The following is a 26551-nucleotide window of genomic DNA, read 5'->3' as shown; positions in this document are numbered from 1 at the left end:
GCGGCCCCGAACGAACGCCACGGACCATGAGCCCCGACAGCCCCGACAGCCCCGACCTGCACTCGCCCGACCTGTACCTGAACCGGGAACTGTCCCAGCTGGAGTTCAACTTCCGCGTGCTGGCGCAGGCCCAGGACCCGACGGTGCCGCTGCTGGAGCGCCTGAAGTACCTGTGCATCAGCTGCACCAACCTGGACGAGTTCTTCGAGATCCGCGCCGCGACCGTGCGCACGGCCCAGCAGTTCGGCGGCCCGCTGCCGCCCGACGGCATCGCGCCGACCAAAGCGCTGGAGCTGATCCACGACAAGGCCGGCGAACTGGTGAAGGCGCAGTACGAATACTGGAACGACACCCTGCGCCCCGAGCTCAACGAGGCCGGCATCCGCATCCTCACGCGCGAAGCCTGGAACGCCAAGCAGAAGCGCTGGCTGCACAGCTATTTCCAGGACGAGCTGCTGCCGGTGCTGTCGCCGCTGGGCCTGGACCCGGTGCATCCGTTCCCGCGCATCCTCAACAAGTCGCTCAACGTGGTGGTGGTGCTGGAAGGCAAGGACGCGTTCGGCCGCAACGGCGGCATGGCCATCGTGCGGGCGCCGCGCTCGCTGCCGCGCATCATCAAGCTGCCGCCCGAGGTTTCCGGCGGCCAGCACGATTTCGTGCTGCTCTCGGCCGTGCTCACCGCCTTCGTGGACGACCTGTTCACAGGGCTCAAGGTCAAGGGCGCCTACCAGTTCCGCGTCACCCGAAACTCCGAGCTGTTCGTGGACGAGGAGGAAGTGGAGAACCTGGCCAGCGCGCTGAAGGACGAACTGGCCAGCCGCGGCTTCCGGCCCGCGGTGCGGCTGGAGATCGCCGAGCACTGCCCCAAGGCCATCGTCAACATCCTGCTGCAGAATTTCGGCCTCACCGAGAACGCGGTGTACCGCATCAACGGCCCGGTCAACCTCAACCGCGTCACCCAGGTCTACGACCTGGTCAACCGGCCGGAGCTGAAGTTCAAGCCGTTCCGGCAGCGGCCGGCCAAGCTCGACGAGGACGCGCCGTTCAAGACCCTGCGCGAAGGGGACGTGCTGCTGCACCACCCCTACCAGAGCTTCCAGTCGGTGCTGGACCTGCTGCAGTTCGCCGCCAACGACCCCGAGGTGCTGGCGATCAAGCAGACGCTGTACCGCACCGGCAAGGACAGCAAGATCATCGACCACCTGATCACGGCCGCGCGCAACGGCAAGGACGTGACGGTGGTGGTGGAGCTGCGCGCGCGCTTCGACGAGGAGGCCAACATCCGCCTGGCCGACCAGCTGCAGGAGGCCGGCGTGCAGGTGATGTATGGCGTGGTGGGCTACAAGACCCACGCCAAGATGATGCTGATCGTGCGCCGCGAAGGAAAGAAGCTGCAGCGCTACGTGCACCTGGGCACCGGCAACTACCACGCCGGTACGGCGCGCGCCTACACCGACATCGGACTGATGACCGCCAACCCGGACATCGCCGCCGACGTGCACGACATCTTCCACCAGCTCTCGGGCCTGGCGCCCAAGATCAAGCTGCGCAAGCTGCTGCAGTCGCCCTTCACCCTGCATGCCGGCCTGCTCAAGAAGATCGAGCGCGAGGCGAAGAATGCGCGCGCCGGCAAGGGTGGACACATCATTGCCAAGATGAATGCCCTCAACGAGCCCAGCGTGATCCGCGCGCTGTACGAGGCCTCGCAGGCCGGCGTGAAGATCGAGCTGATCGTGCGCGGCGCCTGCTGCCTGCGGCCGGGCGTGCCGGGCGTGTCGGACAACATCACGGTGCGCTCGGTGATCGGCCGCTTCCTCGAGCACAGCCGCGTGTACTGGTTCCGCAACGGCGGCACGCCGGAGATCTTCTGTTCCAGCGCCGACTGGATGGAGCGCAACCTGATGCGCCGGGTCGAGACCTGCTTCCCGCTGCTGGAACCCAGGCTGGCCGAGCGCGTGTACGACGAGGAGCTGGCCAATTACCTGGCCGACAACCTCAACGCCTGGGAGCTGCAGCACGACGGCAGCTATCGCCGGGCCTCGCCCGCCGAGGGCGAGATGCCTTATTCTGCACAGGGCGCGCTACTCGCCAAACTCTGCGGATGACCTGATGCCGACCGACGTCGAGCAGCCACTGAAGGACGGTGACCTGCTGGCCGCGGTCGACCTGGGCTCCAACAGCTTCCACATGGTGGTGGCCCGCTACCTGCTGGGCCAGCTGCGCATCGTCGACCGCATCAAGGAGACCGTGCGCCTGGCCGAGGGCCTGGACGGCCAGGGCGGCCTGGACCCGGCGGTGATGCCGCGCGCGCTGGAATGCCTGTCGCGCTTCGGCCAGCGCCTGCGCGCCATTCCCGCCAAGCGCGTGCGCGCGATCGCCACCAACACCGTGCGCGCGCTGCGGCATCCGCAGGACTTCCTGGTGCCGGCCGAGGCCGCGCTGGGCCACGGCATCGACGTGGTGGCCGGCCGCGAGGAGGCCCGCCTGATCTACCAGGGCGTGGCCAACGGCAATCCACCCACGGAAGGCAAGCGCCGGCTGGTGATGGACATCGGCGGCGGCTCCACCGAGTTCATCATCGGCCAGGGCTTCGAGGCCATCGAGCGCGAAAGCCTGCAGATGGGCTGCATCGCCACCACCCGCCGCTTTTTCGCCGACGGCAAGCTGTCGCGCAAGCGCTGGAAGGAAGCGCGCACCGAGATCACCGCTGAATTCCAGCAGTTCGCCAACGCCTACCGCGAACGCGGCTGGCATGACGCCATGGGTTCGTCGGGCACCATCAAGGCCATCTGCGACGTGTCGGTGGCGCTGAAGCTGACCAAGGTCTCGGTCACGGCCGACAGCCTGGCGGTGATCCGCGAGAAGCTGCTTGACTTCGAGCGCCTGCAGGACATCCGCCTGCCCGGCCTGTCGTCCGAACGCCGGCCGATCTTCGCCGGTGGCCTGCTGGTGCTGGACGCGGCGTTCGCCGAGCTTGGCATCGAGCGCATGCACATCAGCGACTACGCGCTGCGCGAGGGCGTGCTGTTCGACCTGGTGGGCCGGGCGAGCGAAACCGACCCGCGCGATGGCTCGATCCGCGCGCTGTGCGACCGCTACGGGGTGGACGTGGACCAGGCCGCGCGGGTGGAGGCCACGGCGATGGCCCTGTTCGAGCAGGTCGAGGGCCCGCTGGCGCTGGAGCCCGGCGACCGCCGCCTGCTGTCCTGGGCCGCGCAGGTGCACGAACTCGGCCTGGCCATCGCCCACAGCCAGTACCACCAGCACGGCGCCTACGTGCTCGAACACTCCGACATCGCCGGTTTCTCGCGCACCGAGCAGCAGTCGCTGGCGGCGGTGGTGCGCAACCAGCGCCGCGGCGTGCACCTGCCCAGCTTCGAGAAGCTGCCCGACCGGCTGGTGCCGAACGTGCTGCGCTGCGCCCTGATCCTGCGCCTGGCCGTGCTGTTCCACCGCGGCCACGACCGCGATCCGCTGCCCGACATGCAGCTGCGCCTGGACAGCGCCAACGCCGCCACCCTCACCCTGCCCCGCGCCTGGCTCGAGGCGCACCCGCTGACCCGCGCCGATCTCGACAGCGAGCGCGAGTACCTGCAGGACGTGGACCGCAAGCTGGTGATCCGCACCGTCTGAACCGGCGTCATGGCCCGGTCATGCCGCGGTAACGCCGCTGGCACGCAGGCCGCGCAAAGTGCCGGCCATGGACAGGCTCAAGCACTTCGAACTGGTCACCGAAACCTACCCGCCCGACGTCAATGGCGTCGCGCTCACCGTGCAGGCGCTGGAACAGGGCCTGCGCGGCCTCGGCCACACGGTGGGCCTGGTGCGGCCGCAGCGCGACGAGGACAGCAGCCGCCCCGACCCCTCACTGCTGCTGGTCGAAGGCGCGCCGATCCCGCGCTATCCCGGCCTGCGCTTCGGCCTGCCGGCCGGCCGCCGGCTCACGGCGCGCTGGTCGGTGCAGCGCCCGGATGCGGTCTACATCGCCACCGAAGGCCCGCTGGGCTGGTCGGCGCTTCGCGCCTGCCGTCGGTTGGGCATTCCGGTCGCCACCGGCTTCCACACGCGCTTCGACGACTACGTGGGCCGCTACGGCGCGGGCTTCCTCAGCCCCTGGGTATTTTCCTGGCTGCGGCGTTTCCACAACCGCGCCGATGCCACCCTGGTGCCCACCCGTGAACTGCAGGACGCACTGGCGCAGCAGGGCTTCCGCCACGTGCTGCGGCTGGGTCGGGCGGTGGACACCCGGGACTTCCATCCGCGCTGGCGCGACGACGCGCTGCGTGCGACGTGGCAGGCCGGCCCCGACGCGCCGGTGGTGATCAGCGTGGGCCGTATCGCGCCGGAGAAAAACCTTCCGCTGGCCGTGCGCTGCTTCCGCGAGCTGCAGCGGCACCGGCCGCAGGCGCGCTTCGTCTGGGTCGGCGACGGCCCGGCCCGCGCCGAGCTGCAGGCCGCCAACCCGGACTTCATCTTCACCGGCGTGCTGCGCGGCGAAGCGCTGGCACGCCACTTTGCCAGCGCCGATCTGTTCTGCTTCCCCAGCCTGTCCGAGACCTTCGGCAACGTCACGCTGGAAGCCATGGCCAGCGGCATCGCCGCGGTGGCCTTCGACTATGGCGCGGCGCGCGAACATCTTTGCAACGGCGCCCACGGCGCCACCGCGGCCTTCGGCGACGAGGCCGGCTTCCTCGAGGCCTTCGTCAGCACGGCGCTGCGGCGCGACCTGCCGGCGCTGGGCGCGGCGGCGCGTTCGGCGGTGCTGCACCTGCATCCCGACACCGTCGCCCGCGATTTCGCCGGCCTGCTCTCGGGGCTGGCGCAGGAACAGGAGGCGGCATGACGCCGCGCACCCGCCGGCTCGTGGACCGCGAGCAGGGCTGGTGCCTGGCCGCGAACCGCTGGTGCACGCGCGGCGTGGTCCGCGCCTACTTCCGCGCCATCAGCCGGCTGGGCGACGGTGCGTTCTGGTATGCGCTGATGGCGGCCCTGGTGCTGGCCGACGGCTGGCGCGGCCTGGCGGCCTCGGCGCACCTGGCCGCCACCGGCGTCGTGGTGCTAATCCTGTATCGCAAACTAAAGCGCTGGACCCGTCGCCCGCGCCCCTGCGCCGCCGACGTACGCATCCGCGCCTGGATCGCGCCGCTGGATGAATTCAGCTTCCCCTCCGGCCACACCCTGCACGCGGTGTCGTTCACGGCGGTGGCGCTGGCGCACTATCCCGCGCTGGCCTGGCTGCTGGTTCCGTTCACCGCCAGCGTGGCTGTCTCGCGCGTGGTGCTGGGCCTGCACTATCCCAGCGACGTGATCGCGGCCACCGGCCTCGGGCTGGCGCTGGCAACGCTGTCGCTCTGGATCGCGCCGGTCGTCGCCTGACCTGCGGTCACGCCAGGGCTCGAACCCAGAAGTTCAGCGGCTTGGTCGACGCGGCGGGCTCGCCGATTTCCTGCCACGCCAGCTGCACCGTCAAGCCCGGCTGGCGCCGGTAGCCGCGCTTGGTCCAGAACGCCTCGTTGCCGCGATGCCCGGCGGGCCGCCGAGGATCGTCGGCATCGCGGTCCACCGCACAGAAGGCCGTGGTCGTGAACCGGCCGAGTGCGCGCGCATGCGCCTCGCGCTCGTCGAAGAAGCGATGGCCCAGGCCCCGCCCCCGATACTCGGGCAGCAGCACGGATTCGCCGAAGTAGAACACAGGGTCGACCGCCAGTCCGGCCGCGCGCCACGGCGCCTGGAACGCCTCGGCATCATCGGCCAGCGGCAGCCCGGTAGCGGCGCCGACCGCGCGGTCGCCATCCAGCGCCAGCACGAACACGCTGCCGGGCGAAGCGGCGTAAGCGCGCAGGTAGTCCCGCTCGTAGGCCAGGTCGCCGTCGTACAGATACGGCCAGTCCCGGAACACGGCGATGCGCAGCGCCGCCACCGCGTCCAGCCACGGGCCGATCGCCGCGCCGCCGACGCGCCGCACGGTCGCCGTGCCGCTCACTTCTTGGCCTGCTCCCCGATCCAGGCATCGATGCGTTTTTCCAGCAGGGCCAGCGGCAGGTCGCCTCCCGTCAGCACCTGGTCGTGGAAGCCGCGCAGGTCGAACTTCGGGCCCAGCGCGGCCTTGGCCTTCTCGCGCAGTTCCAGGATGCGGTTCATGCCCACCTTGTAGGCCAGGGCCTGGCCCGGCATCACCAGGTAGCGCTCGATCTCGGCCACCACGTCGGTTTCGGGCATGCCGGTCTTCTCGCGCATGTAGGCAATGGCGCGCTCGCGCGTCCAGCGCTGCTCGTGCATGCCGGTGTCCACCACCAGGCGCACGGCGCGGAACATTTCCGCCTGCAGCCGGCCCAGGTTGTCCAGCGGCTGGTCCTGGAAGCCGATTTCCCAGGCCAGGCGTTCGGTGTACAGCGCCCAGCCTTCCGAGAACGCGGTGAACGGCAGCAGCTTGCGGAACGTGGGCACCCCCGTCAGCTCCTGCTGGATCGTGGTCTGGAAATGATGGCCGGGGATGCCTTCGTGGTAGGCCAGCGTGCGCATGCCGAAGCGCGCCACCTCGGCCGTGTTGCGCAGGTTGATGTAGAAGATGCCCGGCCGCGAACCGTCCATCGCCGGCGGATTGTAGTAGGCGCCCGGCGCGGTGGCCTGGCGGAACTCGGGAATGCGCTCGACCTTCATGCCCTGCTTGGGGCGCACGTTGAAGTACGGGTCCAGGCCGGCGTCGATCTCTTCGATGATGCGGGTGAAGTCGGCGATGATCGCCGCGCGGCCGGCGTCGTCGTCGGAGTAGAGCTGGTCGGGCCGCATGGCGATCAGCTGCACGCGCTCGCCGACGCTGCCTTCGGTCAGGCCCTCGGCGACCAGGATGGCGTTCATCTCGGCCTCGATGCGGGCCACTTCATCCAGGCCCAGCTGGTGGATCTGCGCCGGCGTCATGTCGGTGCTGGTGTGCTGGCGCGCGGCCCAGGCGTAGTAGGCCGCGCCGTCGGGCAGCGCCCACACGCCGTGGTTGCCCTGGGTCTTGCCCAGCAGGCCGTCGTAGTAGGCAATGAACTTGCCGTAGGCCGGGTAGACCTGGCCGCTGATCGCGGCTTCCGCACGCCCCAGCAGGGCATCGCGCTCGCCGGAGTCCAGGGTGCCCGCCGGCAGCTTGCCGAGTTTTTCCGCGAAGGAGGTGTAGAGGATGTTCTGCTTCGGCGCGGCGCCGGCGAAGTCGCGCATGCCGGTCAGCACCTTTTCCACCACGAAGGTGGGCGGCAGGATGCCCGCGGCTTCGCGCGCGCGCAGGCCTTCCATCACCTGGTCCACCATCACCGGCGTTTTGGTCAGGCGGGAGAGATAGTTTTCGGCGTCCTTCACCGAGTCCACCGAATGCTGGGTGGCCAGGAAGGTGGGGAACTCGTTCTGGATGCCGAACAGCTGGTTGAGCGGATAGTTGTGTTGCGCGAAGCGCTCGCCGTCGGCCTGGATGGCCAGGAAGTACTCGAGCACGTCGTAGGACAGCTGCTGGTTGGCGTCCAGCGCCGCGCGGTCGTAGCTGCGCAGGGTGGCCAGGTCGTCGCGCAGCTTGCGCTGCATCTTCGCCTCGCGGGCCAGCGAGCGGTCGGTCAGGTCGTCGCTGTACCAGTCCATCCAGGGCGGCAGGATGCGCAGCGAGCTGAGCATCTCGGGGTCGTCGATCGCGTACTCGATGAAGACCCGCTCGAAGAACCACTCGATCTTCAGGGGCTTGGCGTGGATCGTGTGCAGGGACAGGCCTATGCCCAGCAGCAGGCCGGCGAACAGCAGCCAGCCCACCAGGCGTATCGCGATCTTCATCCGGAGGGTCTCCAAGGGGTCGCCCGGAAGATACCAGAGGCCACCGTTCCGGCCACCCTGCCGGAGGCCGGGACCTATAAACTGCCGCCATGAACTACCGTCACGGCTTCCATGCCGGCAACCATGCGGACGTGCTCAAGCACCTGGTGCTGGTGGCCCTGCTCGATGCGCTCAAGCGCAAGGACGCCGGCTTCTTCGTGCTCGACAGCCACGCCGGGCGCGGCCGCTACGACCTGTCCGGCGGCCAGGCCAGCAAGACCGGCGAGGCCAAGGCCGGCATCCACCGCGTCTGGAACGCCAGGCCGGCCGCCCCCCCGGCGCTGTCGCGCTACCTCGCCGCGGTCGCCGCCACCCAGGCCGATGCCCCGCAGTCCTACCCGGGCTCTCCCCTGCTGGTGTCCCAGGCCCTGCGCCCCCAGGACCGCTTCGCCGCCTGCGAACTGGTGGCCGAGGAGGCGGCGGCGCTCAAAGCGCTGCTGCACGGCGATCCGCGCAGCCACGTGCACCAGCGCGACGGGTACGCCGCGCTCAAGGCGCTGCTGCCACCCAAGGATGGCGCCACCCGCTTCGCCCGTGCCCTGGTGCTGGTGGATCCGCCCTACGAAGCCCAGGAGGCCGAGTACCCGCTGATCCTGGCCGCGCTGGGCGACGCCCTGCTGCGCTTCCCGCAGGCCATCTTCGCGGTGTGGTACCCGATCAAGCAGCGGCCCAGCCTGCATCCCTTCTTCCGCAAGGTGGCCACGCTGCCGGCGAAGTCGGCGCTGGCGATCGAGCTGCTGGTGCGGCCCGACGATTCGCCGCTGCGCATGAACGGCAGCGGCATGCTGCTGGTCAATCCGCCCTGGAACATCGAAAAAGAGATCGAACCCGCGTTGAAACCCCTCGCCCAGGCCATGGGCGAAGCCGGCGCTTCCTGGCGCCTCACCTGGTTGAAGCAAGACAAGGCCTGAGCCATGACCACCCAGCCCAAGAAAGCCCAGTACGAACAGCGCGGCCCCGTGCCGCAGGACGTGATCCACGCGGTGGACTTCGAACTGCCGCCGCTGCAGGCCGGCCAGGTGCGCGTGGCCGTGCTGGCCGCGCCGATCAACCCCTCCGACGTGCTTACCCTCACCGGCGAGTACGGCCTGCTGCCGCCGCTGCCGGCGGTGGGCGGCAACGAGGGCGTGGGCCGCATCCTCGAGGTCGGCGACGGCGTCACCGGCCTGCCCGCCGGCACCGTGGTGCTGCTGCCCGTGGGCTGCGGCACCTGGACCACCCACCTCACCCTGCCCGCCAAGGGCCTGGTGCCGCTGCCTTCGGGCGTGGACCCGGTGCAGCTGTCCATGCTGACGGTGAACCCGCCCACGGCCCTGCTGATGCTCACCGAATTCGTGGACCTGCAGCCGGGCGACTGGGTGATCCAGAACGCGGCCAACTCCGCGGTCGGCGGCTACCTGGTGCAGCTGGCGAAGCTGCGCGGCATCAACACCATCAACGTGGTGCGGCGCGCCTCGGCCATCGAGGCGGTCAAGGCCAGCGGCGCCGAGCACGTGGTGGTGGACGCCGAGGACCTGCCCAAGCGCGTGCGCGAACTCGTCGGCGACGTGCCGGTGAAGCTGGCCATCGACTGCGTGGGCGGGGTCAGCACCGAGAACCTGGCGCGCTGCCTGGTCGAAGGCGGCACCCTGGTCAACTACGGCGCGATGAGCGGCGAGCGCTGCATGATCTCGCCGCGCTACTTCGTCTTCCGCGACATCGTGCTGCGCGGCTTCTGGCTGTCGCAGTGGTTCAAGAAGGCGGCGCCGGACAAGCGCATGGCGGTGTTCGGCGAAATCGCCGGACTGATCGCCGAGGGCAAGCTGCAGGCGCGCATCCAGGCCAGCTACGGGCTGGACGACATCCGCGAGGCGGTGGCGGCGGCCGCCAGCGGCGCCCGCGACGGCAAGATCGTGATCGAACCCAACGGACCTTCGCGCGCGGCGATCTGAGCGCAATGCGCACCGGTCGACGGCCGGTGCGCAGCCTCAGCCGATCCGCGTTTCCTGCACCCGGCCGGGCAGCTGCCGATCGAAGAAGTCCGCCATCGCCTGGCGGGTCCCCGGATCGATTGGGCGCGGCACCAGTCCGAGGTTGCGGCCATTGCGCAGGTGCAGCCGGTACACATGGCGTTCGCCGCCCTTGCCGGGCCAGGGCTGCACTTCGCGTCCGATGCTTTCGATCTCGTCCAGCGCGAACCAGTGCTCGTTGGTGAGCCGCGCGCTCTTGCCCGAGCGCGTGCCCTCCAGCCGGCACAGCAGCCGCCCCTCGTGCACGGCCAGCATCGGCCGCTCGCGCATGTGGCGCGCGGCCGCGCCCATCGAATAGGCCATCAGCGCGCCACCGATCGCGAACACCCACAGCCAGGGCGACCAGAAGATGGCCAGCAGCCCCGCTAGCAAGCCCACGCCGACGGCCAGCACCATCAGTCCCGTCATCATCGCCCGGTAGCCGGGCGGCCACGCCACCGCCGCCTGCATCGTCCCTCTCCTTTTCCGATCACTCGTAACGCAGGGCTTCGATCGGATCCAGGCCCGCGGCCTTGGACGCGGGCATGATGCCGAATACCACTCCCACCAGGGCCGAGAAACCCGCGGCCGCGGCGATCACCCACAGCGGCACCGAGGCCGGCGGGAAGCCCGGGATCAGGCTGGCCACGCCAACGCCGATGGCCACGCCCAGCACGATGCCGATCACGCCGCCCAGCAAAGCCAACAGGCCGGCCTCGAGCAGGAACTGGACCAGGATGTCGCGCCGCGTCGCGCCCAGCGCCTTGAGGATGCCGATCTCGCGGGTACGCTCGGTCACCGACACCAGCATGATGTTCATGATGCCGATGCCGCCCACCAGCAGCGAAATGCTGACGATGCCGGCCAGCACCGCCGTGGCGGTGCCGGTGATGGTCTCGAACTGCTTGACGAAGGAATCGGCGGCTTCGACCCGGAAATCGTCCTCGTCGCCCGGCCGCAGCCGGTGCGAGGCGCGGATGGCGCGCTTGGTGCGTTCGCGCAGCGCCTCCACGTCCTCCAGGTTCTGCGCGGTGAAGGACACCGACATGCGCGGCTCGACGTTGTTGCCGGTCATGGCCCGGCCCACGTCGAAGGGAATCAGCACGATGTTGTCCTGGTTGAAGCCGAAGATCTCGCCGCGCTTCTCCATCACGCCGACGATCTTGAACCACTCGCTGCCGACCCGGATGAACTCGCCGATCGGATCCTCGGGCAGGTCCAGGTCCTCGATCAGCTTGTCGCCGATCACCGCGACGCGGCGCCGGCCGCGGTCGTCGCTGGCGACGATGAAGCGACCCTTGGCCGGGTAGTTGCCGCGCACCGCCGGGTACTCGGCCGTGGTGGCCAGCACTTGCGGGCTGGCCGAGCGGCCGCGGAATCCGGCCGACGCCAGCGGAATAAACATGGTGGGCACCACCTGGTCCACTCCCGGCACCCGGTAGCGCAGGGTGTCCACGTCCTGGAAGCTCAGGCGGTTTTCCTTGCCCACGCTGGCCTCGGCGAAGGGCGTGTAGGCCTGCAGGGTCAGCGTGCTGCCGCCCAGGTCGGCAAACTGGTCGGAGATGGACTTGGAAAAGCCCTGCACCAGCGACACCACGGCGATCACCGAGGCGGTGCCGATCAGGATGCCCAGCGTGGTCAGGAAGCTGCGCATGCGGTGGCCCATCAGACTGGTCAGCGCGGCGCGGAAGGCTTCGACGAAGGCGTACATCAGTGGGCTCCCCCGGCGGCGGCCGGGACGCGGGGCGGATTGAGGCTGTCCTGCACGATCCTGCCGTCGTTCACCCGCAGGGTGCGCTTGCAGTAGGCGGCGATGTCGGGCTCGTGCGTCACCACCACCACGGTCTGGCCGCTGCGGTGCACTTCGTCGAACAGGGCCATGATGTCGGCCGAGGTGCGCGAGTCGAGGTTGCCGGTGGGCTCGTCGGCCAGCAGGATCGAGGGCTTGCCGACCAGGGCGCGCGCCACGGCCACGCGCTGGCGCTGGCCGCCCGAAAGCTGGTTGGGGCGGTGGCCCAGGCGGTTGCCCAGGCCCACCTTCTCCAGCGCCTCGGTGGCCAGGCGCTTGCGCTCGGGCCGCGGCAGGCCGCGGTAGACCAGCGGCTGCATCACGTTTTCCAGCACGGTCAGGCGCGGCAGCAGGTGGAAGCTCTGGAACACAAAGCCGATTTCCTGGTTGCGCACCTGGGCCAGCTCGTTGTCGTTCATGGTCGAGGTGTCGCGGCCGTTGAGCACGTAGGTGCCCGAGGTCGGCGTGTCCAGGCAGCCCAGCAGGTTCATCAGGGTGGACTTGCCGGAACCGGACGGGCCGATCAGGGCCACGTACTCGTTGCGGCCGATGTGCAGGTCCACGCCGGCCAGGGCCAGCAGTTCCTCCTCGCCCATGATGTAGCGCTTGACGATGCCGGTCAGGCGGATCATTCGCCGGCGTCCCCGGTGTCGGCGTCATCCTCGGCGTCGGACCCGGCATCCTTGTCGTCCGCGCCGTCCTTGCCAGGCTTGGCTTCGGCCTGGCGGATGCGCTCGCCTTCGACCAGCCCGCGCACGGTCTTGCCCGGTCCGGTGATCACGCGGTCGCCGGGCTTCAGGCCCGACGTGATCTCTTCCCAGCTGTCATCCGACAGTCCGGTCTGCACGACGACCTTGCGCGCCACGCCGTCGCGGTCGACCCAGACGAAACGGGTGACCTTCTTCTTCTCGTCCACGTCGGTGCCGACGGCTTCCACCGGCACGGCCAGCTTCTCGCCGCCATCGCCCAGGAAGATGTCGGCGCGTGCGCTCATGCCCGAACGCAGGGAGATGTCCTTGGGCGTTTCCAGCAGCGCGGTGACCTCGTAGGAGCGGCCCTGGTTCTCCAGGGTCGGCGCCAGCGCGATCTGGTGCACCTTCCCCTTCAGGGCCAGGTCCGGATACGCGGCGGCGTAGACGTTCACGTCCTGGCCGACGGCGATCTTGGAAATGTCGGCCTCGTCCACCTTCAGCTCTGCCTGGATGGCCGAGGTGTCGGCGATCTGCATCAGCTGGGCGCCCGCGAAGGCATTGGTGGACGCGATCGCGGTTTCACCGACCTTGATCGGCAGCGCCACGATGACGCCGCTGATAGGCGAGCGGATGTCGGTCTTGCTGAACTGGTCGCGCGCCTCGCCGAGGATGGCGTCGGCGCGGCGCACGGCCTCCTCGCTGCTCTGCAGCTCGACGCGGGCCAGGTCGCGGCCGTTGCGCAGGTCGTCGTATTCGCTCTGGCCGATCATCTTTCGCTCGAACAGCTGCGCGCCGCGCTCGAGCTTCTTCTCGGCCAGCGCCAGCGCCAGGCGCTGGCGCTGGATGCTGATCAGGCCCTGGCGCCGGCTGGCCTCCTCGCGCTCGATCGCGTTGCGGTAGGACTCCGGGTCCAGGCGCAGCAGCAGCTGGCCCTTCTCGACCGTGTCGCCCTCCTCCACCAGGATCTCGCGCACCTTGGCCACCACTTCCGAGGTCAGGTTGACCTCGGTGAGGTAGGCCAGCACGCCCGAGGCCAGGATGGTGGGGCGGATGGCCTGGTTTCCGGCCACCGCGATCTCCACTTCCTTGCTGGACTCGCCGCGGCCGGCCTTGATCATCAGCGGAATGGCGATCAGGGCGATGATCGCGGCGGCGACGACGTACTTCCTGTTGAATTTCATGCGCGGTTCCAGAGAGGCGGATCAGGTCAGACCAGGGCGGGAATCGACAGTGCGCCGAAATAAAGCAGCCACGGGAACAGGGCCACGGCGATGGCCTGGCCCCAGCCGGTACGGAACCAGGTCTTCCAGCCCAGCGCCGCCAGGAACACCACCCACAGGATCAGCAGGCTGCTGGACTTGGCCAGCGTGCTCCAGGGATGGTCCATCGGCAGCTGCACGAACAGCGGATCGACGTTGAGCAGCTGCAGCGACTCCAGGCCGGTCTGCGGCGAGCTGGTGTAGGTGCCCACCAGCATGATCACGCTGCCCAGCACCATCGGCACGCCGGCCCAGGCCACCAGGGCCAGGCCGTGGCGGAAGCTGACCGCGTTGCCGGTGATCTTGCCGGCCAGCAGGTAGTACAGCGCCACCACCACGTAGATCACCAGGGACATGATGAAGACCATGGCCGCACCGATGTAGCCCGAGGCGCGGGCGCCCGGCAGCACGCTGCGCACCTGGTCCAGCTCGGCCTTGCTCATCTGGCCGGCCATGGCCGCGTCGCGGTGGTCCAGGAACCACTGCGGGTCCACGCGCAGGTGGTAGAGCACGATGGCCAGCGCGCCGACCAGCACCACCACCAGGGTGGGCAGCAGGAAGCTCGGCTTTTCCTTGAGCTCGGTGAAGACCTTGGCCGGGTCCACGAAGATGTTGATCAGCTGCGACATGTGATTCCCCGTAATCGAATGGATGCAACGGCCGATTCCCTGTCCGGCCCGCGAATGGTAGGGCATTCACGCCGCCACCGGTCCGGCCTTGGGACGAAAGCCGCCCCAATGCCGATGAAAGCCCAGACGGTGCGACGGGACGAAACGTGACAAGGCCGCGCACCCGCGGGCTAGACTCGCCGCAGGGGGAACCAACGCATGACCATCCGCACTTGTCCCGGCTGCAGCGCCGCCGTCGATGGCCCGTACTGCCCGGCCTGCGGCCAGCGCCAGCCCCAGCCCGGCGATTTCGGCCTGCGCCACCTCGCCGGGGAGGCGTGGGAGGAGGTCAGCAACACTGACTCGCGCCTGTGGCGCACCCTGGGCGGCATCTTCCGGCCCGGCCTGCTGACGCGGGCCTGGCTGGACTATCGCTGGCAGCAGTATTTCCCCCCGCTGCGCCTGTACCTGCTGCTCAGCGGCGTGTACTTCCTGCTGGCCTGGGACGTGACCTTCCAGATCAACGTGGACCAGGTCCGCGCCCTGCCCGAGGGCGCGATGCCGGCGCCGGTGCGCGAGGTCTACCTGGACGATGCGGCGGCCAACCTCGTGGGCGACCTGACGGCACTGTTCAAGTTCGCGTCGGTGCTGGTGATGGGGCTCTGGGTCGCCTTGCTGCACCTGGGCAACCGCGCGCCCATCGGCGCGCACATGGTCTATGCGTTGCACTACACCGTGTTCGACTTCGCGGTGTATTCGCTGCTCACCCTGGTGATCGCCCTGGTGCCGGCGGCGGATCGCCTGGCCGTCTTCACCGCAACCCTGCCCCTGGGCATGTTCCTGCTGTTCCTGTGGGCCAGCCTGGCCAGCCGCCGGGTGTACGGACGCTCCTGGCCGGGCAGCCTGGTGCGCGGGGCCGCGGTGGCCGCGATGGATTTCGTGCTCAGCGTGGTTTCGGGCCAGCTGGCCGTGGTCGTCGTGATCCTTACCCGGATGTGAGCTGGCGAGCCCACGTCTGACGGACCCTTCACGCGCCGCCAGCGCGGGCTCTGGAATGCTTCCGGCATCCCTACCCTTCGGAGCCGGTCATGAGCCAAACCCCGCGCAAGACGGTGCAGGATTTCGACCCCGCGGTGATGCGGCTGTTCGACCAGTACGTGCACGGACTGATCGACCGGCGCGGCTTCCTCAAGGGGGCAGCGGCGTATTCGGTGGGCGCCTCAGGTGCGGCGGGCCTGCTGGCGGCGCTGGCGCCGGACTTCGCCGCGGCGCAGGTGGTCAAGCCCGATGACGGCCGTCTGCATGCGCGCTTCGTGCAATTCCCGTCCCCGCAGGGTTATGGCACCGGTCGCGGCTATCTCGTGGAGCCCCGCGACGCCGGCGAGGCCCTGCCGCAGGTGCTGGTGGTGCACGAGAACCGTGGCCTGAACCCGCACATCGAAGACATTGCGCGCCGGCTGGCGCTGGAAGGCTTCCGCGCGTTCGCGCCCGATGCGCTGTTCCCGCTGGGCGGCTATCCCGGCGACGAGGACAGCGCCCGCGCCCTGTTCGGCAAACTCGACCAGGCGCTGACGCGCGAAGACATGGTGGCCGCAGCGAACTGGCTCGACGCACGCGAGGGCGGCAACGGCAAGCTGGGCGTGATCGGCTTCTGCTACGGCGGCGCCATCTCCAACTTCCTCGCCACGCGCCTGCCCGACCTGGACGCTGCCGTCCCCTTCTACGGCAGCGGCGCGCCGCTGGACGACGTGCCGCGCATCAAGGCCTCGCTGCTGGTGGTGCTGGCCGCCGACGACGAGCGCGTCAACGCGGGCTGGCCCGCCTACCAGGCCGCGCTGGATCAGGCCGGCGTGGACTACCGCCTGATCCAGCCGCCGGGCACCCAGCATGGCTTCAACAACGACACCACGCCGCGCTACGACGAGGCGGCGGCGAAACTGGCCTGGGGCGAGGCGGTGGCATTCCTGAAATCGACGCTGGCGGCCTGAGCGGCGGCCTGTCCCTGCGCTGGCCCGACGGGAGCGCCACCGCTTCCCGCGGGCCCGGCCAGGTACAGCACGCCATGGCTGCAACGTAGGGTTCGCTTTTCCGCACGTTGATGCGGCATCTGCGCGTTCCCATACTTCAGGCACACCGCAACCGGATCCGGGCAACGCAGCCTGCGGCCCGCCCGGTCGCCGCCACGGAGTCCGCCCATGATCATCGCCCGCCCCGCCCACGAACGTGGCCACGCCAACCACGGCTGGCTTGATTCCTGGCACAGCTTCTCCTTCGCCGGCTACAGCGACCCCGCGCACGTGCACTGGGGCCCGCTGCGGGTCATCAACGAGGACCGCGTCGAAGCCGGGCAAGGCTTCGGCACGCACAGCCACCGCGACATGGAAATCATCAGCTACGTGCTGGAAGGTTCTCTGGGCCACAAGGACTCGATGGGCAATGCCGAGAACATCGTGCCCGGCGAAGTCCAGCGGCTCAGTGCCGGCACCGGCATCACCCACTCCGAGTTCAACTACAGCACCACCGGCACCACGCATTTCCTGCAGATCTGGATCATCCCGAAGTTCATGGGCGTCAAGCCCGGGTATGCCCAGAAACACTTCGGTGACCAGGACAAGCGCGGCCGTCTGGCGCTGGTGGTGAGCCCGGATGGCGCCGAAGCTTCGGTGTCCATCCAGCAGGACGCGCGCATGTATGCGGGCCTGTTCGATGGCGGGGAAAGCGCAGAGCTGACGCTGGCGCCGGGCCGGCTCGGCTACGTGCACCTGGTGCGGGGCGAGCTGGTGGTGAACGGGCATCGGCTCACGGCCGGGGATGCCCTGAAGTTCAAGGACGAGAGTGTCGTCAGTGTCGGGTCCGGCAAGGATGCCGAAGTGCTGGTGTTCGACCTGCCGCCGCTGGACTGATCGTCCTGCGCGGCGCGCGCCCACCGGGCGCGCCGCGTGGCCGCAGTCTCCGGCCTAGACATCGCGTTCAGTTGCGCGGGACCATGCTCGCAGCCTGCCTCCGCCGGATCGACGCCATGAACGCACGCCACGCCGCCGTCATCACGCCGATCCTTCTGGCCACCCTGATGCTCGGCGCCTGTGCCGAATCGCCGGTGCCCGGCACCTACGCCACCACCGGCACCGAGGTGCGGCTGCCACCGCCCGACGAGGGCCTGGTGCCGACGGTGAAGGTTGCCAAGGCCGTGGGTTGGGAAGTGCATGAAATGCCCGTGCCCGCCGAGGGTTTCGAAGTGGCGCCGTTCGCGCGCAACCTCGATCACCCGCGCTGGCTGTACGTGCTGCCCAATGGCGACGTGCTGGTGGCCGAGACCAATGCGCCGGAGCGGCCCGAGGACTCCAAGGGCCTCAAGGGCTGGATCGCCGGCAAGGTCATGGCCCGCGCCGGCGCGACCGTGCCCAGCGCCAACCGCATCACCCTGCTGCGCGATGCCAACCGCGATGGCCGGGTCGAACTGCAGGTCACCTTCGTCGAAGGCCTCAACTCGCCCTTCGGCATGGCCCTGGTGGGTGACCGCTTCTACATCGCCAACACCGATGCCCTGGTCTGGTTCCCTTACCGCGAAGGCGACACCTCGCTCACCGGCGCGCCCACCGTGCTGGCGCCGCTGCCGGGCGGCCCCTTGAACCACCACTGGACCAAGAGCCTGGTGGCCAGCGAGGACGGACGCACGCTTTACGTCGGCGTGGGCTCGAACAGCAACATCGGCGAAAACGGCATGGACCAGGAGACCGACCGCGCCGCGATCCTGGCGGTGGACGCCGCCACCGGGCGCACGCGCGTGTTCGCCTCGGGCCTGCGCAACCCCGTCGGCATGGCCTTCAACCCGCACACGCGCGAGCTGTGGACCGCGGTGAACGAACGCGACGAGCTGGGCAACGACCTGGTGCCCGACTACATGACCTCGGTGCGCGAAGGTGAATTCTTCGGCTGGCCCTACAGCTACTTCGGCCAGCACCTCGATCCCCGGATCGAGCCGCAGGCGCCGGATCTCGTGGCGCGGGCGCGCGTGCCCGACTATGCGCTGGGCGCCCACACCGCTTCGCTGGGACTGGCCTTCTACGATGGCAGTGCCTTCCCCGACCGCTATCTGGGCGGGGCGATCGTGGGCCAGCACGGTTCCTGGAATCGCAGCCCGCGGGCCGGTTACCAGGTGGTGTTCGTGCCGTTCCGGGACGGCAAGCCCGCGGGCCAGCCGGAGGCCCTGCTCAGCGGCTTCCTCAGCGACGAGGGCGAGGCACGCGGCCGACCGGTGGGCGTGGCCATCGACGCGTCCGGCGGTCTGCTGGTGGCCGACGACGTCGGCAACATCGTCTGGCGGGTGACCGCGCTGCCGCTGGACCGCGTGCGCTGACGGCCACGCGCGGGAAAGACCGCGCCGACCCGGCTTTGGCTATGCTGGCCGCCTGTCCCCGGCGGAGTGCTTCCATGGCAGCGTGGCGTCCCGGTCTGTTCGCAGTCCTCCTCGTTTTCGGCGCCGCATCGGGCGCGGCGCAGGCATCCGGCTCCGTCGCAAGCACCGAGGCCGGCAAGGTGGCCGGGGTGCAGGACGGTGCGGTGGCTGTGTTCCGCGGCATTCCCTACGCGGCCCCGCCCACGGGTGAACGGCGCTGGCGCGAACCGCAACCGGTGGCCGCGTGGACCGGCGAGCGCGACGCGCGGCGCAACGGCCTGGCCTGCGTGCAGCAACCCGGCGCGTCGCTCGAGGGCGGCGGCAGCCCCGGCGACCTGGGCGAGGACTGCCTCAACCTCAACGTCTGGACGCCCTCGCTGCAGGGCAAGCGCCCGGTGATGGTGTGGATCCACGGTGGCGCCCTGGTGTTCGGCGGCGGCGCGGTAAAGCTTTACGACGGTGCGGAACTCGCCCGTCGCGACGTGGTGGTGGTGACGTTCAACTATCGCCTGGGCGCGCTGGGATTCTTCGCGCACCCGGCGCTGGGCGAGCGGTCGGCGATGAACTTCGGCCTGCTCGACCAGATCGCCGCGCTGCAGTGGGTGCAGCGCAACATCGCGGCCTTCGGCGGCGATCCTGCGCAGGTCACGGTGTTTGGCGAATCGGCCGGCGGGCAAAGCGTGCTGGCGCTCTACAGTTCGCCGCTGGGGCGCGGCCTGTTCGCCCGCGGCATTGCCCAGAGCCCGTACGGGATCCCCAGCCACACGCGGAAAAAGGCCCGCGACGCCGGCATCGCGGTGGCCCACGCCGTCGGCCTGCCCGGCGAGCGCGCCAGCCTGGACCAGCTGCGCGCCGTTGCGCCGGAAAAATTCTTTGGCCTGTCCGACCCCGCCACCAACCTGGCGCCGGGCTTCATCGTCGGCGATGCGGCGCTGCCGCGCACGATCCTGGAAACCTTCCAGCAGAAGAAGCAGCACCCGCTGCCGCTGGTGATCGGCAACAACAGCGACGAGGCCACGGTGGCGGTGGCCTTCGGCCTGGAGCCCGCCAGCCTGATCGAAAAGCTGCGCGCCGCGCGGGTGCTGGTCAAGCCGCTGTACCCGGGCGTGGAGGACAACGACCGGCTGGGCCGCTACCTGATCCGAGACCTGGTGTTCACCGCGTTCGCGCGGCGCATCGCCTACCTGCAGTCGCAGCGCGCGCCGACCTGGCGCTACTACTTCAGCCACGTGCCGCAGGCACAGCAGGGCAAGGTGGCGGGCGTGCCGCATGGCGGCGAAATCGCCTTCGTGTTTGGCACCGGCGATACCTGCGGCTGCCTGGCGCATCCGCTCACCGCGCAGGACCGCGCGGTGGCGCGGCAGACCGCCGACTACTGGCTGGCGTTCGCGCGCACCGGCGATCCCAACCATGCCGGCGCACCGGCCTGGCCCGCCGACAGCGTGCGTCGGGCCGTGGCGATGGAGCTGGCGTCGGCGCCGACCGCGCGCCCGGATTTCATGAAGCGCCGGCTCGACCTGCTGATCACGCTGCTCAAAGCGTCGGGGGGCGTGCTGGCGCCGCGCTGACGGCCGCGCCAGCGGCGCCGTCCCTCAGCGGCGCGCCATCAGGCGGCCACCACCACGTCGCGCGGCGGCGCCGACAGCGCCGGCAGCTCGTCCAGCACCGGCAGCTCCAGCATTTCGGCGGCCTGTGACTTGCACAGGCTGGGGCAGCTCTTCTTCATGTAGTTCACGTCGAAGCGCAGCCGCTCGACCAGGAAGTCGACGAAGGCACGCACCTTGGGCGATGGCACGCGGCCGCGGGTGAACACCGCGTTGAAATCCACTTCCGGTCCGACCCAGCCACCGAGCACGCGCACCGCCTGCCCGGTTTCCACGAAGGGCTTGATGCTCACGTCGCTGGCGAACATCAGGCCTTCGCCGCACAGCATGGCGCCCTGCAGCGGCGCCGGGTCGTTGGCCACCAGGATCGGGTGCACCAGGTATTCCTCGATCGCGCCGCCGCCGGCGGCGGCCAGCGGCCACAGGAAGCGGTTGCCGTGGCGGTTCTTGGCGTAGGCCAGCACGCGGTGGTGCTGCAGGTCGTTGGGATGCAGCGGCTCGCCGTGCCGGCGGATGTATTCGGGGCTGGCGTAGATCTGGGTGCGGAAGCCGTCGAGGCGCCGCGCCACCAGCGAGGAGTCGGGCAAGGTGCCGATGCGCAGCGCAACGTCGATGTCGGACGCGATCAGGTCCACCTTCTCGCTGCCCAGGTGCAGGTCGATGCGCACTTCCGGATAGCGCTGGTGGAACTCGCCCAGCAGCGGCGCGATCCACATCACGCCGATCGAGTACGGCGCACTCACGCGGAGCCAGCCGCGCGGACCGCCCTGAAGCTGGTTCACCGCGCTTTCGGCCTCTTCCAGCTCGCGCGCGATGCGCGCGCTGTGGTCGTGATAAACCGCGCCGGCTTCGGTGAGCCCCAGCTTGCGCGTGGTGCGGTTGAGCAGCTGGGCGCCGAGGCGTTCCTCCAGCTCCTGGACCTTGCGGCTGACGGTGGTCTTGGGCAGGCCAAGCTGTTTTGCGGCAGCGGTGAAACTGCCCTGCTCCACCACCTTGGCAAAGATCAGGGTGTCGTTGAGGTCGCGGGACATGACGGGCTCCTGGCGGGGGCGATCCGGGCATTGGCCCGTTGACGGGACAATTATTCCCTAATTCGCCGGCTTATCAAGAGGCCGCGACAGGCCTAGATTTGCGCCCCTGAGTCCAGGTTTCGCGTATATCCCCTCCCCCGGTGCGGGGCCTGGACTCCCCTCCCAACGATGCGCCGCCATGTCGACTGTCCCGATTTACCCAGATAATGGTCCATACCGTCCCGTGAGCGGGACAATCCAGAAGCCGGTGCTCGTGCTGGGCGCCACGGGCGAGGTCGGCCAGGCCGTGGTCGGTGCCCTGCTCGAAGCCCACCTGGCCGTGATCGCGGTGGCGCCAACGCGCGACGAGCTGTCGGCCCTGGTGCGGCCGGACGGCAGCCAGGCCGAACTGGTCCGCGTGCCGGGCCACACCGGCACCGAAACCGCGGGCGCCGCGCTGGCCAATGCCGTGCGCCTGCTGCGGCGTCCGCCGGGCGCGGTGGTGGCGATGGTCGGCGGCTCGTTCACGCCCGGCCGGCTGCTCGACGAGCCGGTGCAGCGCCTGCGCGAAAAGTTCGACGAAGATCTTTTCCCGCACCTGGTCGCGGCCCGGCACCTGATTCCGATGCTGTCGGAGAACAACGCCCGCGGCACCTACCTGCTGGTCGGCGGGCCAGCGGCCGAGTCGCCCTGGGCCGGCTATGGCCAGCTGTCGGTGAGTTCGGCGGCGCTGCGCATGCTGGCGCGCGCGCTGCGCGAGGAAACCCTGGGCGGCCCGGTGCGCGTACAGCAGCTCGCCGTCTGCGCCCCGCTGCGCACCGAAGGCAATCGTGAACACAGCTGTCCCGACTGGCCGCGTCCCGACGAGCTCGGCAAGCGCGTGGTCGACCTGCTGGCCCTGGCCGGCCACGAGCCGGTGGTGCGCTTCGACCGCCGCCGCCGCCCGCTCTGACATCCCCTCCCTCCGAATTCCTTGCAAAGAGAACACGCCATGACCCGTCATCCCCTCGTCCACCTCGCCCACGCCGCGACCTTCGCGCTCACGCTCGCCGTGCTGGCCGCCTGCGGCAGCCAGGCGCAGGAACACGGCAACATCGCCCCGGCCCAGGTCAGCATCGCCCCGGTCGTCAGCCGCGACATCGCCACCTCCGATGAGTTCACCGGCCGCATCGCCGCGGTCGAGACGGTGGAGCTGCGCCCGCGCGTGGGCGGCTACATCGAGCGCGTCAACTACGAGGAAGGCCAGGAGGTGAAGAAGGGCCAGGTGCTTTTCACCCTCGACGCCCGCACCTACCAGGCCGAGTTCGACCGCGCCCAGGCCGAGCTCAGCCGCGCCCGCAGCCGCGCCGCGCTGGCCGCCAGCGAGCTGGCGCGCGCGCAGAAGATGGCCGACGTGCGCGCGATTTCCACCGAGGAGTTCGAACAGCGCCGCGCGGCCACCTCGCAGGCCGCCTCCGACGTCAGCGCGGCCGAAGCGGGCGTGGCGGTGGCGCGCCTCAACCTGGAGTTCACCCAGGTTCGCGCGCCGATCGACGGCCTGGCCGGTCGCGCCCTCGTCACGACCGGCAACCTGGCCTCACCCGATGCCACGGTGCTGACCACGCTGGTGTCGCTCAACCCGGTGCACGTGTACTTCGAAGGCGACGAGCAGACCTACCTGCGCCACAACCAGCAGGCGCGCGACGATGGCCGCGGCGCGTCACGGGACGCGCGCAACCCGGTGCGGGTCGGACTGTCCAGCGAGCAGGGCTACCCGCACGTGGGCGTGCTCGACTTCATGGACAACCAGGTGGACCCGGGCACCGGCACCATTCGCGCCCGCGCCGTGCTCGACAACAGCGATCGGCTGTTCACGCCCGGCCTGTTCGCCCGCGTGCAGCTGATCGGCAGCGAACCCGAATCCGCGCTGTTGATCGACGACAAGGCCGTGCTGACTGACCAGGACCGCAAGTACGTCTACGTGCTGGGCGCCGACAAGACCGCCGTGCGCAAGGACGTCACCCTGGGCCGCATGGTCGACGGCCTGCGCGTGGTCGAAAGTGGCCTGGCCGCCGGCGACCAGGTGGTGGTCAGCGGCGTGCAGAAAATCTTCTTCCCGGGCATGCCGCTGGACGCCAAGCCTCAGGCCCCGGGCCTGGCCGCCGCCGTCGCCAGCTCGCCCTGATCCGCCGCACCGGAGCCTTCCATGGATTTTTCCCGCTTTTTCATCGACCGGCCGATCTTCGCTGCGGTGCTGTCGATCGTGATCTTCGCCGCCGGCCTGATCGCCCTGCCGATGCTTCCCATCGGTGAATACCCCGAAGTGGTGCCGCCGTCGGTGGTCGTGCGCACCGTGTATCCGGGCGCCAATCCCAAGGTGATCGCCGAAACCGTGGCCACGCCGCTGGAGGAAGCGATCAACGGCGTCGAGGACATGATGTACGTCAAGTCGGTCGCCGGCTCCGACGGCGTGATGCAGATGACGGTCACGTTCCGCCCGGGCACCGACCCCGACGAGGCCGCCGTGCGCGTGCAGAACCGGGTCAGCCAGGCGCTGGCCCGGCTGCCCGAGGACGTGCGCCGCCAGGGCGTGACCACGCAGAAGCAGTCGCCCGTGTTCCTGATGGTGGTGCACCTGGTGTCCACCGACGGCAAGTACGACACCCTGTACCTGCGCAACTACATGCGCCTCAACGTCAAGGACGAGCTGGCGCGCATCCCCGGCGTCGGCGATGCGCAGCCCTTCGGCGGCGGCGACTACGCCATGCGTCTGTGGCTGGACCCCGACAAGATCGCCTCGCGCGGCCTGACCGCCGGCGACGTGCTGCGGGCGGTGCGCGAGCAGAACGTGCAGGTCTCGGCCGGCCAGCTCGGCGCCGAGCCGATGGCCAACGGCAGCGACTTCCTGCTGCCGATCAATGCCAAGGGACGCCTGGAGACGGTCGAGGAATTCGGCAACATCGTCATCAAGAGCGGCGCCGGCGGCGAGATCGTGCAGCTGTCCGACGTCGCCCGGATCGAACTGGCGGCGGGCGACTACACTCTGCGCGCGCGCCTGGACGGCCAGAACGCGGCCGCCATCGGCATCTTCCAGGCCCCCGGCGCCAATGCGCTGGAAATCCGCGACGCGGTGACGGAAAAGATGGCGGAGATTTCCACCCGGCTGCCGCCCGGGGTCGAGATCAAGTCCATCTACGACACCACCATCTTCGTGCGCGACTCGATCGACGCCGTCGTGACCACCCTGCTCGAGGCCACCCTGCTGGTGGTGCTGGTGGTGATCCTGTTCCTGCAGACCTGGCGGGCCTCGATCATCCCGCTGATCGCGGTGCCGGTGTCGGTGGTCGGCACCTTCGCGGTGCTCTACCTGCTGGGCTTCTCGATCAACACGCTGACCCTGTTCGGGCTGGTGCTGGCGATCGGCATCGTGGTGGACGACGCGATCGTGGTGGTCGAGAACGTCGAGCGCAACATCAGCGAAGGGCTGACGCCGCTGGCCGCGGCGCACCAGGCCATGAAGGAAGTGTCGGGCCCCATCGTGGCCATCGCCCTGGTCCTGTGCGCGGTGTTCGTGCCCATGGCCTTCCTGGACGGCGTCACGGGCCAGTTCTACAAGCAGTTCGCGGTCACCATCGCCATCTCGACGGTGATCTCGGCGATCAACTCGCTGACGCTGTCGCCGGCCCTGGCCGCGATCCTGCTCAAGCCGCACGACGCGGCCAAGGATGCCCCCTCGCGCCTGATCGACCGGCTGTTCGGCTGGATCTTCCGGCCCTTCAACCGCTTCTTCGGCCGCAGCTCGCAGCGCTACGAAGGCGCGGTGTCGCGCACGCTGGGCCGCCGCGGCACCGTGTTCGGCGTCTACGCCGCGCTGCTGGTGGCGACCATGGCGATCTTCGCGGCGGTGCCGGGCGGCTTCATCCCGGTACAGGACAAGCTGTACCTGATCGCCGGCATCAAGATGCCCGAAGGCGCGTCGATCGAGCGCACCGACCGCGCGCTGGCGAAGATCGCCGAAATCGCCACGTCGATCGAAGGCGTGGAAAGCGAGATCGCCTTCCCGGGCCTCAATCCGCTGCAGTTCACCAACACCCCCAACAGCGGCGTCGCCTTCTTCACGCTCAAGCCCTTCACCGAGCGCGACCGCAGCGCGGCCGACATCACCGCCGAGCTCAACCAGAAGATCGCCGGCATCGAGGAAGGTTTCGCCTTCGCGCTGATGCCGCCGCCGATCCAGGGACTGGGCAATGGCTCGGGCTACTCGCTCTTCATCGAGGACCGCGCCGGCCTGGGCTACGGCGAGCTGCAGAACGCGGTGAATGCCTTCCAGGGCGCGGTGTCGCAGACGCCCGGCATGGGCTATCCGATCAGCAGCTACCAGGCCAACGTGCCCCAGCTCGACGCCGAGGTGGACCGGGTCAAGGCCAAGGCGCAGGGCGTGCCGCTGACGGAGCTGTTCGAAACCCTGCAGACCTACCTGGGCTCGGCCTACGTCAACGACTTCAACCTGTTCGGCCGCACCTGGCAGGTGATCGCCCAGGCCGACGGCAACTTCCGCGACGACGTGCAGGACATCGGCAACCTGCGCACCCGCAACGACCGCGGCGAGATGGTGCCGATCGGCAGCCTGGTCACCATCCGCCAGACCTACGGACCCGACCCGGTCATCCGCTTCAACGGCTACCCGGCCGCCGACGTGCTGGGCGAAGCCGACCCGCGCCTGTTCTCGTCCACCGAGGCCATGGCCAAGGTCGAGGAACTGGCCGCGCAGTCGCTGCCGGCCGGCATGGGCTACGACTGGAGCGACCTGAGCTACCAGCAGGCCACCCAGGGCGGCGCCGCGCTGGTGGTGTTCCCGCTGGCCGTGCTGCTCGCCTTCCTGGTGCTGGCGGCCCTGTACGAAAGCTGGACCTTGCCGCTGGCCGTGATCCTGATCGTGCCGATGACCCTGCTGTCGGCCCTGGTCGGCGTCTGGCTGACCGGCGGCGACAACAATGTCTTCGTGCAGGTGGGCCTGGTGGTGCTGATGGGCCTGGCCTGCAAGAACGCCATCCTGATCGTAGAGTTCGCCCGCGAACTGGAGCTGCAGGGCAAGGGCATCGTCGAATCCGCGCTGGAAGCCTGCCGCCTGCGCCTGCGCCCGATCGTGATGACGTCCATCGCCTTCATCGCCGGCACCGTGCCGCTGGTGTTCTCCAGCGGCGCCGGCGCCGAGGTGCGCTCTGTCACCGGCATCACGGTGTTTGCCGGCATGCTGGGCGTCACCCTGTTCGGCCTGTTCCTGACTCCCGTGTTCTACGTGGCGCTGCGCAAGCTGGTGCATCGCCCGCTGGTTTCGCATTCCCCCGCCGCCGGCAGCGCCACCGCCGCGACCCACGCCTGATCCA

The 26551-nt window shown here is 69.6% G+C and carries 22 protein-coding genes; 14 read left to right on the top strand and 8 right to left on the bottom strand.

Annotated features, from left to right (window positions below):
- The first annotated feature begins 26 nt into the window (after positions 1-26).
- The 4 genes from ppk1 to ACOQFR_RS10535 all read left to right on the top strand — a co-directional run bounded on the left by ppk1 (position 27) and on the right by ACOQFR_RS10535 (position 5376).
- Entirely contained in the window at positions 27-2105 is a 2079-nt protein-coding gene (gene ppk1, locus ACOQFR_RS10550; protein WP_421381636.1) for a polyphosphate kinase 1, read from the top strand.
- A gap of 4 nt (positions 2106-2109) precedes the next feature.
- Complete coding sequence (gene ppx / locus ACOQFR_RS10545) at positions 2110-3633, top strand: exopolyphosphatase (RefSeq protein ID WP_421381634.1); 1524 nt, start codon at positions 2110-2112, stop codon at positions 3631-3633.
- 67 nt (positions 3634-3700) lie between these two features.
- Complete coding sequence (locus ACOQFR_RS10540) at positions 3701-4843, top strand: glycosyltransferase family 4 protein (RefSeq protein ID WP_421381632.1); 1143 nt, start codon at positions 3701-3703, stop codon at positions 4841-4843.
- Entirely contained in the window at positions 4840-5376 is a 537-nt protein-coding gene (locus ACOQFR_RS10535; protein ID WP_421381630.1) for a phosphatase PAP2 family protein, read from the top strand. Before ACOQFR_RS10540 ends, ACOQFR_RS10535 begins: the two co-directional genes overlap by 4 nt.
- Positions 5377-5383: 7 nt before the next feature.
- On the opposite strand, the gene ACOQFR_RS10530 is transcribed toward ACOQFR_RS10535, so the two are convergent.
- Both ACOQFR_RS10530 and ACOQFR_RS10525 read right to left on the bottom strand, forming a co-directional pair.
- On the bottom strand, positions 5384-5983 hold the full coding sequence (locus ACOQFR_RS10530; protein WP_421381628.1) for a GNAT family N-acetyltransferase: 600 nt from the start codon (positions 5981-5983) through the stop codon (positions 5384-5386).
- Entirely contained in the window at positions 5980-7800 is a 1821-nt protein-coding gene (locus ACOQFR_RS10525) for a DUF885 domain-containing protein (RefSeq protein WP_421381626.1), read from the bottom strand. The genes ACOQFR_RS10530 and ACOQFR_RS10525 overlap by 4 nt, the downstream gene beginning before the upstream one ends.
- Before the next feature lie 89 nt (positions 7801-7889).
- On the opposite strand from ACOQFR_RS10525, the gene ACOQFR_RS10520 reads away from it, so the two are divergent.
- Positions 7890-8750 (top strand): 23S rRNA (adenine(2030)-N(6))-methyltransferase RlmJ, encoded by an 861-nt coding sequence (locus ACOQFR_RS10520; RefSeq protein WP_421381624.1) that lies wholly within the window; start codon positions 7890-7892, stop codon positions 8748-8750.
- A gap of 3 nt (positions 8751-8753) precedes the next feature.
- Positions 8754-9770, top strand: coding sequence for a zinc-dependent alcohol dehydrogenase family protein (locus tag ACOQFR_RS10515; RefSeq protein ID WP_421381622.1), 1017 nt, complete (start codon positions 8754-8756; stop codon positions 9768-9770).
- 36 nt (positions 9771-9806) lie between these two features.
- Here ACOQFR_RS10515 and ACOQFR_RS10510 read toward each other — a convergent pair whose 3' ends face one another.
- The 5 genes from ACOQFR_RS10510 to ACOQFR_RS10490 are packed head-to-tail and all read right to left on the bottom strand — an operon-like array spanning position 9807 to position 14196.
- Positions 9807-10298 carry a hypothetical protein gene (locus ACOQFR_RS10510; RefSeq protein ID WP_421381620.1) on the bottom strand — a complete coding sequence of 164 codons (492 nt, stop codon included), beginning with the start codon at positions 10296-10298 and terminating at the stop codon, positions 9807-9809.
- A 19-nt stretch (positions 10299-10317) separates the two neighbouring features.
- Positions 10318-11538, bottom strand: a complete 1221-nt coding sequence (locus ACOQFR_RS10505) for an ABC transporter permease (RefSeq protein WP_421381618.1) — start codon at positions 11536-11538, stop codon at positions 10318-10320.
- Complete coding sequence (locus ACOQFR_RS10500) at positions 11538-12248, bottom strand: ABC transporter ATP-binding protein (RefSeq protein ID WP_421381616.1); 711 nt, start codon at positions 12246-12248, stop codon at positions 11538-11540. The genes ACOQFR_RS10505 and ACOQFR_RS10500 overlap by 1 nt, the downstream gene beginning before the upstream one ends.
- Positions 12245-13489, bottom strand: coding sequence for an efflux RND transporter periplasmic adaptor subunit (locus tag ACOQFR_RS10495; RefSeq protein WP_421381614.1), 1245 nt, complete (start codon positions 13487-13489; stop codon positions 12245-12247). The genes ACOQFR_RS10500 and ACOQFR_RS10495 overlap by 4 nt, the downstream gene beginning before the upstream one ends.
- A 26-nt stretch (positions 13490-13515) precedes the next feature.
- On the bottom strand, positions 13516-14196 hold the full coding sequence (locus ACOQFR_RS10490; protein ID WP_421381612.1) for a YIP1 family protein: 681 nt from the start codon (positions 14194-14196) through the stop codon (positions 13516-13518).
- A 198-nt stretch (positions 14197-14394) separates the two neighbouring features.
- On the opposite strand from ACOQFR_RS10490, the gene ACOQFR_RS10485 reads away from it, so the two are divergent.
- From ACOQFR_RS10485 to ACOQFR_RS10465, 5 genes are all read left to right on the top strand, one after another.
- Positions 14395-15174 (top strand): DUF3667 domain-containing protein, encoded by a 780-nt coding sequence (locus tag ACOQFR_RS10485; protein ID WP_421381610.1) that lies wholly within the window; start codon positions 14395-14397, stop codon positions 15172-15174.
- An 89-nt stretch (positions 15175-15263) separates the two neighbouring features.
- A complete protein-coding gene (locus tag ACOQFR_RS10480; RefSeq protein ID WP_421381608.1) occupies positions 15264-16163 on the top strand; it encodes a dienelactone hydrolase family protein in 900 nt (299 codons plus the stop codon).
- 207 nt (positions 16164-16370) lie between these two features.
- Positions 16371-17078, top strand: a complete 708-nt coding sequence (locus ACOQFR_RS10475; protein ID WP_421381606.1) for a pirin family protein — start codon at positions 16371-16373, stop codon at positions 17076-17078.
- Positions 17079-17194: 116 nt separating this feature from the next.
- Positions 17195-18532 (top strand): PQQ-dependent sugar dehydrogenase, encoded by a 1338-nt coding sequence (locus ACOQFR_RS10470; RefSeq protein WP_421381604.1) that lies wholly within the window; start codon positions 17195-17197, stop codon positions 18530-18532.
- Between the two features lie 74 nt (positions 18533-18606).
- The gene (locus ACOQFR_RS10465; protein ID WP_421381602.1) at positions 18607-20139 is read left to right on the top strand and encodes a carboxylesterase/lipase family protein; all 1533 of its coding nucleotides are present in this window, start codon (positions 18607-18609) and stop codon (positions 20137-20139) included.
- 38 nt (positions 20140-20177) lie between these two features.
- On the opposite strand, the gene ACOQFR_RS10460 is transcribed toward ACOQFR_RS10465, so the two are convergent.
- The gene (locus ACOQFR_RS10460) at positions 20178-21206 is read right to left on the bottom strand and encodes a LysR substrate-binding domain-containing protein (protein ID WP_421381600.1); all 1029 of its coding nucleotides are present in this window, start codon (positions 21204-21206) and stop codon (positions 20178-20180) included.
- A gap of 223 nt (positions 21207-21429) precedes the next feature.
- Here ACOQFR_RS10460 and ACOQFR_RS10455 point away from each other — a divergent pair, with 223 nt between their 5' ends.
- Genes ACOQFR_RS10455 through ACOQFR_RS10445 form a run of 3 tightly spaced genes read left to right on the top strand, consistent with a single transcriptional unit; the run spans position 21430 to position 26547 of the window.
- On the top strand, positions 21430-22137 hold the full coding sequence (locus ACOQFR_RS10455) for an SDR family NAD(P)-dependent oxidoreductase (RefSeq protein ID WP_421381598.1): 708 nt from the start codon (positions 21430-21432) through the stop codon (positions 22135-22137).
- A gap of 39 nt (positions 22138-22176) precedes the next feature.
- Positions 22177-23349 (top strand): efflux RND transporter periplasmic adaptor subunit, encoded by a 1173-nt coding sequence (locus ACOQFR_RS10450; RefSeq protein ID WP_421381596.1) that lies wholly within the window; start codon positions 22177-22179, stop codon positions 23347-23349.
- A gap of 21 nt (positions 23350-23370) precedes the next feature.
- On the top strand, positions 23371-26547 hold the full coding sequence (locus ACOQFR_RS10445) for an efflux RND transporter permease subunit (RefSeq protein ID WP_421381594.1): 3177 nt from the start codon (positions 23371-23373) through the stop codon (positions 26545-26547).
- The last annotated feature ends 4 nt before the right edge of the window (positions 26548-26551 follow it).

It is taken from the genome of Arenimonas sp. MALMAid1274 (genome assembly GCF_049195245.1).
Lineage (GTDB): Bacteria > Pseudomonadota > Gammaproteobacteria > Xanthomonadales > Xanthomonadaceae > Arenimonas.
The sequence above is the reverse complement of the archived record's forward strand: the minus strand, read 5'-3'. Positions and strand labels throughout refer to the sequence as shown.

Coding starts and splice junctions, on each gene's coding strand:
- ACOQFR_RS10465 (WP_421381602.1), top strand. CDS start 18,607: ATGGCAGCGTGGCGTCCCGGTCTGTTCGCAGTCCTCCTCGTTTTCGGC.
- ACOQFR_RS10460 (WP_421381600.1), bottom strand. CDS start 21,206: ATGTCCCGCGACCTCAACGACACCCTGATCTTTGCCAAGGTGGTGGAG.
- ACOQFR_RS10445 (WP_421381594.1), top strand. CDS start 23,371: ATGGATTTTTCCCGCTTTTTCATCGACCGGCCGATCTTCGCTGCGGTG.
- ACOQFR_RS10470 (WP_421381604.1), top strand. CDS start 17,195: ATGAACGCACGCCACGCCGCCGTCATCACGCCGATCCTTCTGGCCACC.
- ACOQFR_RS10490 (WP_421381612.1), bottom strand. CDS start 14,196: ATGTCGCAGCTGATCAACATCTTCGTGGACCCGGCCAAGGTCTTCACC.
- ACOQFR_RS10485 (WP_421381610.1), top strand. CDS start 14,395: ATGACCATCCGCACTTGTCCCGGCTGCAGCGCCGCCGTCGATGGCCCG.
- ACOQFR_RS10515 (WP_421381622.1), top strand. CDS start 8,754: ATGACCACCCAGCCCAAGAAAGCCCAGTACGAACAGCGCGGCCCCGTG.
- ACOQFR_RS10450 (WP_421381596.1), top strand. CDS start 22,177: ATGACCCGTCATCCCCTCGTCCACCTCGCCCACGCCGCGACCTTCGCG.
- ACOQFR_RS10525 (WP_421381626.1), bottom strand. CDS start 7,800: ATGAAGATCGCGATACGCCTGGTGGGCTGGCTGCTGTTCGCCGGCCTG.
- ACOQFR_RS10540 (WP_421381632.1), top strand. CDS start 3,701: ATGGACAGGCTCAAGCACTTCGAACTGGTCACCGAAACCTACCCGCCC.
- ACOQFR_RS10500 (WP_421381616.1), bottom strand. CDS start 12,248: ATGATCCGCCTGACCGGCATCGTCAAGCGCTACATCATGGGCGAGGAG.
- ACOQFR_RS10480 (WP_421381608.1), top strand. CDS start 15,264: ATGAGCCAAACCCCGCGCAAGACGGTGCAGGATTTCGACCCCGCGGTG.
- ACOQFR_RS10510 (WP_421381620.1), bottom strand. CDS start 10,298: ATGCAGGCGGCGGTGGCGTGGCCGCCCGGCTACCGGGCGATGATGACG.
- ppk1 (WP_421381636.1), top strand. CDS start 27: ATGAGCCCCGACAGCCCCGACAGCCCCGACCTGCACTCGCCCGACCTG.
- ACOQFR_RS10495 (WP_421381614.1), bottom strand. CDS start 13,489: ATGAAATTCAACAGGAAGTACGTCGTCGCCGCCGCGATCATCGCCCTG.
- ACOQFR_RS10475 (WP_421381606.1), top strand. CDS start 16,371: ATGATCATCGCCCGCCCCGCCCACGAACGTGGCCACGCCAACCACGGC.
- ACOQFR_RS10535 (WP_421381630.1), top strand. CDS start 4,840: ATGACGCCGCGCACCCGCCGGCTCGTGGACCGCGAGCAGGGCTGGTGC.
- ppx (WP_421381634.1), top strand. CDS start 2,110: ATGCCGACCGACGTCGAGCAGCCACTGAAGGACGGTGACCTGCTGGCC.
- ACOQFR_RS10505 (WP_421381618.1), bottom strand. CDS start 11,538: ATGTACGCCTTCGTCGAAGCCTTCCGCGCCGCGCTGACCAGTCTGATG.
- ACOQFR_RS10520 (WP_421381624.1), top strand. CDS start 7,890: ATGAACTACCGTCACGGCTTCCATGCCGGCAACCATGCGGACGTGCTC.